Source organism: Geminocystis sp. CENA526, from assembly GCF_050753365.1.
In the GTDB taxonomy this organism is placed as follows: domain Bacteria; phylum Cyanobacteriota; class Cyanobacteriia; order Cyanobacteriales; family Cyanobacteriaceae; genus Geminocystis.
This window is the reverse complement of record NZ_JBLZFY010000001.1, coordinates 75,376-89,601: the sequence shown is the minus strand read 5'-3', so window position 1 is coordinate 89,601 and position 14,226 is coordinate 75,376. Positions and strand designations below refer to the sequence as shown.

General features: G+C 33.9%; 12 protein-coding genes. 8 read left to right on the top strand and 4 right to left on the bottom strand.

All coding sequences use genetic code 11. The features are described 5' to 3' along the window. Window positions 1-181: 181 nt before the first annotated feature. Entirely contained in the window at window positions 182-1,048 is an 867-nt protein-coding gene (locus ACN4EE_RS00415; protein WP_431704412.1) for a carbohydrate kinase family protein, read from the bottom strand. Between the two features lie 96 nt (window positions 1,049-1,144). Here ACN4EE_RS00415 and ACN4EE_RS00410 point away from each other — a divergent pair, with 96 nt between their 5' ends. Further along, window positions 1,145-1,681: a Uma2 family endonuclease gene (locus ACN4EE_RS00410; protein ID WP_431704411.1), complete on the top strand. Its 537-nt coding sequence runs from the start codon at window positions 1,145-1,147 to the stop codon at window positions 1,679-1,681. A gap of 168 nt (window positions 1,682-1,849) precedes the next feature. On the opposite strand, the gene hisIE is transcribed toward ACN4EE_RS00410, so the two are convergent. Then, a complete protein-coding gene (gene hisIE, locus ACN4EE_RS00405) occupies window positions 1,850-2,500 on the bottom strand; it encodes a bifunctional phosphoribosyl-AMP cyclohydrolase/phosphoribosyl-ATP diphosphatase HisIE (RefSeq protein WP_431704410.1) in 651 nt (216 codons plus the stop codon). Between the two features lie 462 nt (window positions 2,501-2,962). After that, on the bottom strand, window positions 2,963-3,217 hold the full coding sequence (locus ACN4EE_RS00400) for a DUF3146 family protein (protein ID WP_431704409.1): 255 nt from the start codon (window positions 3,215-3,217) through the stop codon (window positions 2,963-2,965). A gap of 134 nt (window positions 3,218-3,351) precedes the next feature. Here ACN4EE_RS00400 and ACN4EE_RS00395 point away from each other — a divergent pair, with 134 nt between their 5' ends. Continuing rightward, window positions 3,352-3,864 carry a gamma carbonic anhydrase family protein gene (locus ACN4EE_RS00395; protein WP_431704408.1) on the top strand — a complete coding sequence of 171 codons (513 nt, stop codon included), beginning with the start codon at window positions 3,352-3,354 and terminating at the stop codon, window positions 3,862-3,864. Between the two features lie 28 nt (window positions 3,865-3,892). Here ACN4EE_RS00395 and ACN4EE_RS00390 read toward each other — a convergent pair whose 3' ends face one another. Then, window positions 3,893-7,159, bottom strand: coding sequence for an efflux RND transporter permease subunit (locus tag ACN4EE_RS00390; RefSeq protein WP_431704407.1), 3,267 nt, complete (start codon window positions 7,157-7,159; stop codon window positions 3,893-3,895). A 436-nt stretch (window positions 7,160-7,595) separates the two neighbouring features. Here ACN4EE_RS00390 and ACN4EE_RS00385 point away from each other — a divergent pair, with 436 nt between their 5' ends. The 6 genes from ACN4EE_RS00385 to ACN4EE_RS00360 all read left to right on the top strand — a co-directional run bounded on the left by ACN4EE_RS00385 (window position 7,596) and on the right by ACN4EE_RS00360 (window position 14,125). Then, on the top strand, window positions 7,596-8,486 hold the full coding sequence (locus ACN4EE_RS00385; protein ID WP_431704406.1) for an Rpn family recombination-promoting nuclease/putative transposase: 891 nt from the start codon (window positions 7,596-7,598) through the stop codon (window positions 8,484-8,486). Between the two features lie 64 nt (window positions 8,487-8,550). Continuing rightward, window positions 8,551-9,498, top strand: coding sequence for a DNA polymerase III subunit delta' (locus tag ACN4EE_RS00380; protein WP_431704405.1), 948 nt, complete (start codon window positions 8,551-8,553; stop codon window positions 9,496-9,498). A 449-nt stretch (window positions 9,499-9,947) separates the two neighbouring features. After that, window positions 9,948-10,961: an ABC transporter substrate-binding protein gene (locus ACN4EE_RS00375; protein ID WP_431704404.1), complete on the top strand. Its 1,014-nt coding sequence runs from the start codon at window positions 9,948-9,950 to the stop codon at window positions 10,959-10,961. Between the two features lie 146 nt (window positions 10,962-11,107). After that, complete coding sequence (locus ACN4EE_RS00370) at window positions 11,108-11,320, top strand: hypothetical protein (RefSeq protein WP_431704403.1); 213 nt, start codon at window positions 11,108-11,110, stop codon at window positions 11,318-11,320. A gap of 2 nt (window positions 11,321-11,322) precedes the next feature. Further along, window positions 11,323-11,757 carry a putative toxin-antitoxin system toxin component, PIN family gene (locus ACN4EE_RS00365; RefSeq protein WP_431704402.1) on the top strand — a complete coding sequence of 145 codons (435 nt, stop codon included), beginning with the start codon at window positions 11,323-11,325 and terminating at the stop codon, window positions 11,755-11,757. A gap of 295 nt (window positions 11,758-12,052) precedes the next feature. After that, the gene (locus ACN4EE_RS00360) at window positions 12,053-14,125 is read left to right on the top strand and encodes an ATP-binding protein (RefSeq protein WP_431704401.1); all 2,073 of its coding nucleotides are present in this window, start codon (window positions 12,053-12,055) and stop codon (window positions 14,123-14,125) included. The last annotated feature ends 101 nt before the right edge of the window (window positions 14,126-14,226 follow it).

The following is a 14,226-nucleotide window of genomic DNA, read 5'->3' as shown; positions in this document are numbered from 1 at the left end:
GTCTATCCTCAAGAAACAATTTCTTTTGCAGATTTTATGAAAATGATTAAATATATTTAGGTTTCCCAAATCCGCTCTTCCCTCTCTTCATCAAAATACTTTTTCAGCACCCCCTAATTAGTTTTATCTATTATCCGCTTTTGTTGGGTTTCGTATCCTCAACCCAACCTACAGGCAAAATTTAACAATCTTGATAAAAACTTCGATCGAACTTAGTAGCCCCTTGTATTTTTACAATCTTACTTGCAAATTCTTGCGCCCGTTGCAAGGTAGTCGATATATCCCATTGCTTGAGAATACCGAGAATTAAGACGCTACAAAAAGCATCTCCTGCACCTACGGTATCCACTACTACGGTATTTTGAGAGGGAGAAACTTGATAATGTTGCTTATCCGCCGTAAAACAAGTCGCCCCTGCTTTTCCTTGAGTGAGGGTAATTTGAGTTAAGGAATAATGGTTAAATAGATGCTGAATGCGGTTTTGAGTATTGTTTTCTTGGGGTACAATTAACGATAATTCATCCTCGTTTAATTTTAACCACGATGTACCAGATAATAAAGATTCGATCGAATTTAAGTGCCAATGGGGCGATCGAAGGTTAACATCAAGAAAGATAGAAGGAGAAATATTTTTTTTGATACTGTCAATAGTTGCCTGAGATGCACTGTTTCTTAAGGCTAAACTGCCGTGATAAAGGATACTATTTTTTGACAGATAGGGAATAGAAGCCGACTCCATAAAATCATAGGCACTATTTTCGACTATATCGTAATGAGGCTCATTGTCTTTGAATTGCACATTGACAACTCCCGTAGGGTATTGCCTATCGGTTTGTATCCCTGATAAATCCATGCCCCAATCTTTCATGGTTTGCTTAATCTTTTCTCCCTCTAAGTCATTGCCGACACGGGAGATAAATAAAGGAGACATTCCAAAACCCTGCAAATGCCACGCTACATTAAAAGGAGCACCTCCTAATACCACTTTACCATCTGGGAATCGATCGAATAAAACTTCACCGAAAATAATTATTTGTTGATTACTCATAAATTAAAAATTTTAATTTTTTGTCTATTATTGATGTGTTTATGAATCTTGAATCATTAAGCTATAATTGAGTTGCTAACTATTTATGTAGAAACTATGGTAGCAGTAATTACAAAACCTACTTTTACTTTAGATGATTTTTTAGCTAATCCCCCCAATCATCAAGAGTGGATTAACGGAAAATTACAGGAGACAACTGGTATGACAATTAGACACAGCGAGATACAGGCTAAATTAATTATTGCTTGGGGAATATACATCAACACTTCTCAACAGGGTGGAAAAGTTTATTCCGAGTTGCCTTGTAAAACTATTAAGCAAGGAAGAAGGCCAGATGTTTGTTATCTTACCTCACAATTGGTCAAAAGTTATAGTAATGCACCTAGTTTACCTCAAAGTCCGCCCTTAATTGCTGAAATTGCTTCTCCTGCGGATTCGGCGGAGGATTTATTTGCTAAGGCGAATGAGTATTTAGCTTCAGGCAGTGAAGAAGTTTGGTTGGTTTTACCTGAAAATGAAAAAGTTTTTATTATTATGCTCGATCGAACCCTTGTTTTTAGCAATAATGATATAGTAACAACTCAAAAAGTTTTAACTGGTTTTAGTATTAGTATTAATGATTTATTTAACTAATTTTGCCCATAATTAATAAGCATAAAATCAACCTATTTTCAACTAACTTTAAATATTATAAACGCACTAATACAAACAGGATGCCTGTGCCACTGAATCTCAATCCTCCAATTTTTGGTACAAATGTGTAATTTTCGTATTATTTAATTCTTAATTCTTAATTCCTATTTATCGTCTTCTTTCTTCAAGTTTTTTATAAACATCTCGCAGGTTGACTTGATGATAAGCTAACGCAACTAAGGAATGATAAAACAAATCAGCGATTTCTCCAGCAATTTCTTCGGGGTTGTTGTCTTTACAAGCCATGACGACTTCGGCAGATTCTTCCCCTATTTTCTTCAGTATTTTATTATCTCCTCCTTCAAACAGTTTACAGGTATATGAACCTTCTATGGGATGCTCTTTTCGATCGAAAATTAACTTATATAATTCTGTAAGGGTATCCGCCGGAGGTGCAGATTTAGAATGATCAATTTGATGAAAACAACTTCTTTCTCCCGTATGACAAGCGATGTCTCCTATTTGTTCGATCGAAATTAATAAAGCATCACTATCACAATCATAGCGAATAGTTTTCACTTTTTGAATATGTCCAGATGTTGCCCCCTTATGCCATAATTCTTGACGAGAGCGACTCCAATACCATGCTTCTCCTGTATCGAGGGTTTTTTGTAGAGATTCTTTGTTCATCCATGCCATCATTAAAACAGTGCCATCAAGATAGTCTTGGGCAATGGCGGGTACTAATCCTTGCTCATTATATTTGATTTTATCAACGGGTATTGATTGACTGAGGGGGATGGAAGGATTAATAGACATTTTTGCTTTTAGGGATCAAGATTATACTCCCTTTATTTTATCAGGATTAGGTAACATTTGCTATTTCTGAGTTAACCTAAGCTAAGACGCATTTAACTTGCATTTTTCTCTAATAATTAAAAATACTGATAACTATTGACTAATATTAACCTCAGTTCGACATAAAGAAAATGATGAAAACTAGACAGGAGGGCAAGTGGACAAGTGGACAAGTGGACGGGGAGAAAAATTGTCAATATTTGATGTACTTTTGAGAGAATTTTATTCATTCACCAGAAATACAATCTGCCTGTCTGCCTGTCTTCGGAGTCTTCCAAGTTAGCCCTCACCTATTTTTATATCAAACTCAGGTAATATTAACTGTTGCCTTTTGCCTGTCTTTATCAGTAAACTTAGATGCGTTCTAGCTTAGATGTTTTTGTGTATTGCTTTTATGTTCTATTAAAATATGTGGGATGTGGGTTATAATTTAGTTCTCAAGAAAAATTGATAATCTCCTCCTACTTCTAATTGATAATCGTATCTTTCCAAAAAACGGGATAAAGGCTCGTGAATTAAACTGCGTCCAAGGGTAGGATGAACAGATAATTTTCCTTTGAGAAAATACCACTGAAAATACCATTCATAACTACCTGCTTTTACTTCTCCTTTAATTTCTCCTTTTTGCCAACATTGACTGGTTACAGTTAATTGGACGATGGTTTCTGGTAATGACATAAACAATTAACATTCACTTTCTCATAATTTTATACACATCTAAACATACTTTTTCTCAAAATTATCGATCGTTTTTGACATTGACAAAATAAATTTTAAAATGGAAAATATCAAGATTTAACCGAAATAATGTCATGAAATTGTTAAAAAACAGTGATTTTCCTGAGTGTGCTTTTATTGCCGACAATGCTTCTATTATGGGAGATGTGGATATGGGCAAGGGATCAAGTATCTGGTATCATGCAGTCGTGCGTGGAGATGTGGAAAAAATCTCTATCGGTTCTTATACTAATATTCAAGATGGTGCTGTATTACATGGAGATCCTCATAAAGTCACTATTTTGGAAGATTATGTGACGATCGGACATAAAGCTGTAATTCATAGCGCCCATATTAAAAAAGGTTGCTTAATTGGTATCGGTGCGATCGTACTTGACGGGGTGGTAGTGGGGGAAGGCTCAATTATTGGGGCTGGTTGTGTTGTAACTAAAGATGTTCCCGATCGATCGTTGATGGTTGGTATTCCAGCCAAAAAAATAAGGGATATTAGTGAACAAGAAGCGGAAGATTTAATCAATCATGCTCAAAAATATTATCAACTTGCCTTATATCATAGTGGAAAAAGTGATGATAAGGGATTTTATTGATGGTGGGCGATGCCCACCCTACGGATAACTAATTATCGGAAATTAAGGTAGAAGATTGATCTATTTCTCTATTAGGACTTCCTCCGTTTTTGTCATTTTTGTCTTTCTTGCTTGGTTTACGGGGTTTTTTGTCACCGTCTAAGATATTTTTCTCAAAACTCTTGATGACTATATAAAGGTTCGGCACAAATAATAAACTCAATACGGTAGAAACAATCATCCCTCCGAATACAGATGTACCCAATGACCAACGGCTGACACTTCCTGCACCACTAGCAACTAAGAGGGGTAAGAAACCAAATAGAGTGGAAAATGTAGTCATTAAAATTGGGCGAAAACGCTCGGTAGCGGCGTAAATAGCTGCTTGGGTGATATTCATGCCTAAAGTACGAGCCTGATTGGCAAATTCCACAATCAGAATGGCGTTTTTACTGGACATCCCAATCAACATTACTAATCCTACCTGTACATAAATATTATTGTCGAGAATAGGCCAAATGCTGTCTGAGCCTTGAAATTGAACTCTTAACCAGATGCCACCTAATGCACCTAAGATTGATAGGGGTACGGTTAACATGATGATGGTAGGGTCAATATAGCTTTCATACTGAGCGGCTAATACTAAGAATACCATCACAAAACCTAATCCGAATACGATGGGTGCTGCCCCCCCTGCCGTTTTTTCTTCGGCGGCGGTGTTTGTCCATTCAAAGCCAAACCCTGGTTGTAGGGTAGCTTGAGCGACTTCTTCCATGATTTGAATTAATTGCCCTGAGCTATAGCCTTGAGCTGGTGAGATGTTAATTTTGATAGCAGGATAAACGTTATAGTTGGTGATAATCGGGGGAGCGGTGGTTTCTTGGATGGTTAACATATCGCTCATTTGTACCATTGCACCATTGCGACTACGCACATAAATATTTTCTATATCTCTGGGGTTCGATCGAAAATCCGCATCGGCTTGGGCAAAGACTCGATATAAACGTCCGTCTAAGACAAATTGATTGACAAAGTTACCGCCGAGATAGGTTTGTAAGTTAGCTAACAAGACGTTAATGTCCACATTCATGGCTTTTACCTTATCTCGATCGATCTGGGCTTGAAGAATGGGAGAGTTAAAGGTAAAGGTAGTAAACGCTCCAGCAACTTCAGGACGTTGATTAGCCGCCGCAATTACCCTTTGAGTATTGTCAATCAAAGCATCCATTCCTGATAGTTGACGATCTTGAATATAAAGTTCTAAACCACTAAAGTTACTTAAACCGTCCACTGGTGGAGCATTAGCGGCGAAAACTCTAGCATTATCAATTTTTTGACGTAAAATAGGATTTAGACGGCGAATTACTCCGAATACAGAATGATTACCCCCTTCTCGTTCACCCCAAGGTTTTAATTTTACAAAGAATGTTCCCTGATTACTATTAACACCATCAAAGGAAAATCCCGTAATTGCCATAGCATGATCAACCTCTTCAAACTGCATGATTTCATTCATGACTCGTTTATTAATATCTTCCGTGTAGTTAAGAGAAACACCGGGGTTGGCACTGACAATGACAAAGAAGTACCCTTGATCTTCTTCGGGAATAAAGCCTTGAGGAATATTTTGATACATCCATCCTGTGAGAATTAAACCACTGATAAAAATAATCATAATCAGGGTTTTCAATTTGGTTAAGAAGGTGATAACTTTTTTATACCCCTCTTTAAATAGATCAAATAACCTGTTAAACGCTTCAAAAAATACACCTAAAGGACCTTTTGTTTTGCTGGGGGCTTTAAGTAATATTCCTGACATGGTGGGGGAAAAAGTTAAAGCGTTAAAGGTAGAAAATAAAACGGCGGCGGCGATCGTCAAGGCAAATTGTTGATAAACAATGCCCGTTGTACCTGGGAAAAAAGATACGGGAATAAATACTGCCATTAATACTACTGAAGTAGCGATAACCGCTCCAAATAATTCATCCATAGAATCGAAGGCGGCTTGTAAGGGGCGCATCTTTTGAGCAAGTTTATTGGAAACAGATTCTACAATAACAATACCATCGTCCACCACTAAACCAGTAGCTAATACACAAGCGAATAGAGTTAACTGATTAAGGGTGAATCCCAAAGCCTTTAAGGCAGCCATAGAACCAATTAAAGCTACGGGAATAGCAACGGAGGGAATAACGGTGGTGCGCCAATCTTGTAAAAAGACGAAAATAACTAATATTACCAGTGCGATGGCTTGTAACAGAGTTACGACTAAATCTCTTAATGCGGCATCAATAAATTCAGTATTATCTAACACTAAAACATCTTTATAACCGGGGGGAAAAGACTTTCTTAACTCATCCATTTTCGCTTTAATGGCATTGGCAGTATCAAGGGCGTTACTACCGGGTAACTGATAAATAACTAAACCAACCCCTGGGGTATCACCATCTAAGATAGTTAAAGTAATGTAGTTTTCAACCCCTAATTCGGCTCTACCTATATCGCCAATTTTAATTAAAGTACCATTTTCTCCCACTTTCACCACAATATTTTCTGCTTCTTCTTCCGTGATAAAACGTCCTTGTACTTTCAAAGGAATTTCAAATTGTTGTCCTTGAGGATTGGGTAATCTTCCTACCCCTCCAGTACCAATATCAAAGTTCTGCTCTTGAATAACTCCCACTACGTCTGTAGCTGTTAAGCCTCTAGCTGCTAATTTATTGGGATCGAGCCAAATCCGCATGGCATAAGTAGATGAACCAAAAGCCGTTAAACTTCCTACCCCTTCAATTCTTGCTAACTCATTCCACATATATCGATCGAGATAGTTAAACAAAAATACAGGATCGTATAAATATTTTCCGTCTTCTCCTTTCTCTGAATAGAAAGCATAGGCAAGAGTTACACTAGGAGACTGTTGTTCTGTTGTCACACCCGATTGATTCACGATGGGGGGTAAACTAGATTGAGCTTGAGCGACTCGGTTTTGTACTAAAACTTGAGCGGTATTAATATCAACTTCTACGGGGAAACTAACGTTAATAGTACTTTGTCCTGTATTAGCAGTATTGGAACTGATCCAACGAACATTGGCTGTACCATTAATTTCTCTTTCTAAAACGTTAGTAACGTTATCCACAACGGTTTGAGCATCAGCACCCACATAGTTAGCGGTGACGGATACCTGTTTTGGTGCGATTTGAGGCAGTTTATCGAGGGGCAACAGTGCCATACAAATAACCCCGATGAGGATGATTACGATCGTGCAAACCGTAGTCAACACAGGGCGTTTAATAAATTCAGAAGAAAGAGACATATTTATATCAAGGACGAATAAATAAAGACGATGAGAATAATGATACTGATAAAACCAAAAATAAACGAAGTTTAGCTCAAATTATACAAATAAGTTAAAAATCTTAATCATTAACCTCAGTAGCCTTGTAAAAAGTGCCAATAATTTTCAGGACTGAATGTCAGTAGCGTACAGCATCAACTTTACCCCAATATAATATAGCAGTACTAAATCATTTGTGAGAAAATAAAACTAAGTTCCCCCTTTGTTTAAGGGGGGTTAGGGGGGATTATATTCTCATGATTCATTTAGGATTGTTATAGGATTAATCTGGTTCGATCGAATACTTTACAATAGGTACAATTATTCTGACAATGTAAAAAGAATTTAAGTCATAATAAATAATTAAAATTAATAATAAAAATGATACTAATAACTTAGGCTTTAATGAAAAAAAATGAGTTTTGATAATGTTTGTAAATTTTTAGCAGAGCAATATCCGCAAGTTTTTGTCAAATGGTTACTTGATAGTGAAGAAACGTCAATTAAACTATTAAAAACAGAGTTAAATGTTAATCCCATTCATGCAGATTCCGTATTATTTTTAAGAGTAGGAAAACGGATTTTGCATCTGGAATTTCAAACCGAACCAAAATCTAAACCACCTTTACCTTTAAGGATGTTAGATTATTATGTTAGACTAAAAAGGAAATATAATTATCCTATTACACAAGTCATTATATTTTTGCAACAAAGTAATTCAGAAGTTGTTTTCAAAGAACAATATGAAGATGAAAATACTATTCACAAATATAGGATTATTCGCCTATGGGAAGAAGAAGCAACATCTTTTTTATCTGAACCGATTTTATATCCTTTTGCCGTATTAGCAAAAACCGAATCCCCTCAACAAATCTTAGAGGAAGTTGCCACAAAAGTTAATGACATTGAGGAAAAGGAATTACAATCAGATTTAATGACTAGCGTTAGTATTCTAGCAGGATTAAAATTAGACAAAAATTTGATTCAATCATTATTAAAGGAGGAAATTATGCGTAGTTCTGTTATTTACCAAGAGATCAAAAAACAAGGTAAAATTGAAGGCAAACTTGAGGGCAAAATTGAAGGTAAAATTGAAGGTAAAATTGAGGGCAAAATTGAAGGTAAAGTAGAAGAAGCCTTCAACTTAATTTTAAAAATTAGTAATCAATATCTAGGAGAAATAGAAGAAATTTTGGCTAATAAAATTAAAAATTTATCCTTAGAGAAAATGGAAGAATTAACCGTTGCTCTTTTTGAGTTTGATTGTTTGGAAGATTTAGAATTATGCTTAGAATATAATACCTAAAAAGATTTCGATCGAACCCTTCTTTTCTCCCTAAAAAAACTTCTTTAGCAAACCTCTAATTACCATGAAACCATTAGCAAAATTAATTGGACAACCCCTCGCCGTAGAATTGTTGGAAAGGGCGATCGAAATCGATCGAATTGCACCGGCTTATTTATTTGTCGGGGCGCAAGGAGTCGGCAAAGCCTTTGCGGCTAAGTGTTTTACAGAAATGTTAATGATTTCTCCCACAGAAAATTATGCCTCCGCCTGTAAAAAATTATACGAAGGAAACCACCCAGATTTTTTATGGGTTGAACCAACTTACAACGATAAAGGAACGTTGTTAACTGCTAAAGAAGCCACAGAAAAAGGCTTAAAACGTAAAACAGCACCAAAAATTAGAATTGAACAAATTAGAGAAATTAGCCAATTTTTAGCACGTCCGCCCCTCAAAAGCGATCGATCGATCGTTGTAATAGAATCAGCACAATTAATGGCAGAATCAGCAGGAAACGCTTTATTAAAAACCCTAGAAGAACCGGGGAAAGCTACAATTATTTTAATTGCCCCTAGTGTCGATTCTATCTTGTCAACCCTTGTTTCTCGATGTCAAATTATCCCCTTTTCTCGCTTAAGTGAAGAACATTTGAAATTAGTTTTATATCGTCAAGATGCCGCTCAAGTATTAGACTATCCTCAATTAATGAAAATGTCTCAAGGATGCCCCGGAAAAGCGATCGAAGACTGGCAAAAATTGAGAGAAATACCATCAGATTTGCTGTCAAAATTATCGAAATTACCGAATAATGTAATAGAAGGCTTAATTTTAGCCAAAGAAATAACTAAAGAAATAGAGCTAGAAAATCAAATTTGGTTAGCAGATTATTTACAATATTTATATTGGGATAAACACAGAAAAATTAATTTAATTGAAGGTTTAGAAAAAGTCAAAAAAACATTAATGCGTTATGTACAACCCCGTTTAGTTTGGGATTGTTTTTTCTTAGATTTAAAACTAGGGCAATCCTAAATCATTCGTGAGAAAGTAAAAATAAGTTTCCCCTTTCTTTAAGAGCAGGGTGTTTTCATTCTCAAAATTTGATATACTATAAACCATAATTAATAAGAAATATAGCCATTTTTTATGATTATAAAATCAATTATTATTAAAAACCATGATATTTTGTGAGAAAATTAAGTTAAATTTATTTAACAATCGCTATTAGACGTGTAATGAATTACACGTTGGGATAATGGTTTCGACTCATAACTAGCTGTGTAATAAATTCCACAGCTAACATTTTTGCTTCAATAAATTGAACTAACAAAATGCAATTTTACCCCGACTTTGAAAAAAACCCTGCTGAGGGGAAGAGGGAATAAAATTCTGACAACCGCTTCGGAATGCTATAACTTTTTTAATATCTTGATGTTTAAAAATAACTCAGACTCTTAACTTTTCTCTATCTTAGGATTCCTATGAATAAACATTACAGAAAAAAAAGCGTTTTCAAATCTCTGATTCTCATTTTGATTAGTGGTATTTTATCTGTCACTTTAAGTAACTGTACCACCGAAATTTCTTACCCCCTGCGTATTGGCTCAAATATTTGGCCTGGTTATGCTACTTTATATCTAGCAAGAGATTTAGGCGACTACGATGATACAAATATTAAGTTAGTGGATTATCCTTCTACAACGGAAGTGATAAGGGCTTATCGTCATGAAGAAATTGAAGTCGCTGCGCTGACGATCGATGAAGCATTAGTGTTAGCATCAACTCAGGATAATATTCGTATTATCGCCATTTTTAATATTTCCCATGGTGGAGATGTGATATTAGCAAAACCAGAAATCAAAACCATGAAAGATTTAAAAGGTAAAAGAGTAGGGGTAGAATCCACTGCTTTAGGTGCTTTTTTCCTGACTCGTGCGCTAGAAAAATCGGGGATGTCTTTAGAAGACATAAAAATTGTTTCTTTGGAACTTTCTGAGCATACAAACGCTTTTAAAAATGGGGACATTGATGCTATTGTCACATTTTATCCTCCCAAGTCCAAAATTTTAGCTATGGGTGCAAGTTTACTATTCGATAGTAGTCAAATACCGGGGGAAATAGTTGATGTTTTAATTGTTAATACAGAAACCCTCACTAACTCTCCTCAAACTATTCAAACTTTAATCAATGGACATTTTAAGGGCTTAAATTATTTAAGAAAGAAACCAGAGGAAGTCTCCCCTATCATGGCAAAAAGAAGCCAAGTCACTCCCGAAGAATTTTTGCAGTCATTAAATGGCTTAAAATTGCCTAATTTACAAGAAAATCAAGATTTATTAAGTAAAAATGATCCTTCCCTGATTCAGGCTATGGAAAAATTAACCAAAATAATGTTAGATAATAACTTATTGTCAAATACAGTGGACATTGATAGCATTCTTGACGATCGATTTGTACAAAATGTAACCTTAAAAGATGATGAACATACAAAATAATTGAGGATATAGAATGAGTAATAAAGCACGTTTGCAAAGATAAAATTATATTTTTCAATTAGTAAAAAATGCAAGTTAAATGCGTTTTAACTTAAATCAGATAGAAATGTTAAAGTAAGAATAGAATTAAAAATGAGAATAAAATTATGATGACAACTAATATTCAAGATACGAAAAAAGTAGTTAAAGATGTAAAATACTACAGAAACAAAATAGGAGTAAAAAAGAAAAATCATGAAGAAATAGATCAACTTTTTAACAAGCTAAATGAAAATATAGAAAAAATGGCAAAATCAAGCGGTTTAACCGTTGATGAATTGATAGATGCTTTAGATCCGAATAAACCTTTCCCCTTTTAATTATGCGTTTAGTTGTGGATGCTAATATTTTAATCGGTGAACTACTAAGAAAAAGAGGGCGAATTTTATTTAATCATCCTCGACTAAATCTTTATATTTCAGAAAGAGTTGTTAATGAAACAGGCTATGAATTAAATAAAAGAATAAACTTGATGATCCAAAAAGAAAAAATTGAATCTTATCTAGGAGAAGAAACTCTCAGTTTTTGGAAATCAACAATTAATGATACTATAAAAATAGTTCATCTATCTGAATTTTCACATTTAGAAGAAGAAGCTAAAAATCGTATTCCAAGAGATCCTCATGATTGGGAAATAGTTGCTATTTCAATCTTGCTAAATGCTGACATATGGACTCAAGACAGTGATTTCATTGGATGTGGTCGTGCTACTTGGACAACGGAAACATTAATTTATTTTTTGAATAAAAATACTTAATTAATGGGACGTTTCTGCTAGACTTACTAATTTACGTTATACCCTTCCTGAGTATTTAGTAAAAATGATCCTTCCTTGATTCATGCTATAGAAAAATGAACCAAAATAATGTTAGATAATAACTTATTGTCAAATACAGTGGACATTGATAGCATTCTTGACGATCGATTTGTACAAAATGTAACCTTAAAAGATAATGAACAGACAAAATAATTTAGGATGTAGAATAGAGTATCATATTTGTTGAATTAGATATGAGCAAGAAGGATAATTTCTCTAATAATCAATAATTTCTATGACAAAATTTCCTTTTCCCCTTAGATATTCTATTCCGGTGATTTTGATATTATGTGGTGGTTTATTAGGGCTATTTTCCTCTTATCAGGAAATCAAACAAGTTTATAAAGATACGGAAAATGAAGGAAGAAATTATTTAAAAATATCAGCAGGGCAAACAGCTATAATTTTAGACTATCTTTATCGCCGAAAAGATACACAAAGTGCTGTTATAACTATTATTAGTCAATTAGGCAGTGACTCACATTTAAAAAAAGTCATTTTATTTGATGAAAATGATAATGTCAAAGTTTCTACTCGTTATGAATTAATCAATCTTGATGCTGAAAATACTAATGCAAAATCTCATTTATCTCTCTTTAATCAGATTAGAAATCATCAACAAGGACAAATTTTATTGTCAAATAATAATGATAGTTTAGTCGCACTTTATCCAGTGTTATTAAATACCTTACCCGGAGAATTGCATCCTTCCCGTATCGGTATTCTTTTTTTTGAATATGACTTAAATTTTGCCAGAAAAAAAGCCTTTAATAATATTGCCCAAAGAAATGTAGTTTCCCTTACTCTTTTAATCATTTGTTGTATTGTTTTATGGTTTTTCTTTGAGTTAACTTTAACTCGCCGTGTCTCTAAATTAGTATCAGCCAGTAACAGTTTTTCCCAAGGTAATTTAAACATTCGCACTCAACTTTCTGGCTCTGATGAATTAGCTAAAATTTCCTGTGCGTTCGATCGAATGGCTAGTATAATCGAAAAAAATACTATTATTTTAGAAAAACAATTAAGGGAAAGAAAAGCCATTACTCAAAAACTTAAAAAGACTAATATTGAATTAGAATTAGCCACAAAAGCTAAGAGTGAATTTTTAGCGAATATGAGTCATGAAATTAGGACTCCCATGAATGGGGTAATTGGTATTGCTGAACTTTTATCATTGACAAATTTAGATACAGAACAAAAAGAATTAATTAATGTTATTCAAGATAGTGGAAAAAGTCTTTTAACTATTATTAATGATATTCTTGATTTTTCTAAAATTGAAGCTAACAAAATTAAATTAGAAGAACAATATTTTAACTTATTTGAACTTATTAAATCTATCTGTCTTCTCATGTCTAAAGAAGCAGAAAAAAAACACATTAAATTAGAATACCACATTGATTCTGATATTCCCGACTATTTTCTAGGAGACTGTTTTCGATTACGTCAAATTCTATTAAACTTAATTAGTAATGCAATTAAATTTACACCCAAAGGAAGTGTTTTTATTACCATAAATATCGATCGAAAATTTAAGTTTGATGAAGAAAAAGAAGAATTACAATATCAATTATTAGTCACCATTAAAGACACTGGAATTGGTATAGATAAAGATAAAATAGATATATTATTTGAACCCTTTACCCAAGGAGATGCGTCTATTAATCGTCAATATGGAGGCACAGGATTAGGACTAGCAATTAGTAAAAATTTAGTAGAATTAATGGGGGGAACAATTTGGGTAGAAAGTAACGGTAAGATAGGCGGAAAACAACCCGATAATTGGTATTCTAAGGTTAATTATATATACGATAAACCTCATATTCAAGGTTCAACATTTTATTTTACTTTTCAAGTTAAAGAAGTTTTACATTGCAATTTAAGTCCTAATTATTTTTCAGAGGCAAAATCTGATAAACCCCAGCCTAAAAATGAATTACCTCAATTAAAAATTCTTCTAGCGGAAGACAATAAAGTTAATCAAAAAGTAGGATTATTAACCCTCAAAAAAATAGGCTATACTGCGGATATTGCCAATAATGGTTTAGAAGTTTTAGAGATGTTAGAAAAACAATTTTATGATGTGATTTTAATGGATATGCAAATGCCGAAAATGGATGGTATTACTGCTACCCAAAAAATTCGTCAATCCGATACAAAACAACCAATTATTATTGCTGTTACTGCGAATATTTTAGAAGAAGATAGACAAAAATGTTTAGATGCGGGGATGGATGATTATATTAGTAAACCTATTGGTATTGTCAAATTAAAGAATACTTTAGCTAAATTGACGGTACAATTTTAAATCTTTAAATATAATATAGCATATTTAGTAAAATAAGAACCAAACATCTATACACAATAAAGATTAAAGTAAATATATGATATTATTTAAGATTTTGTTAG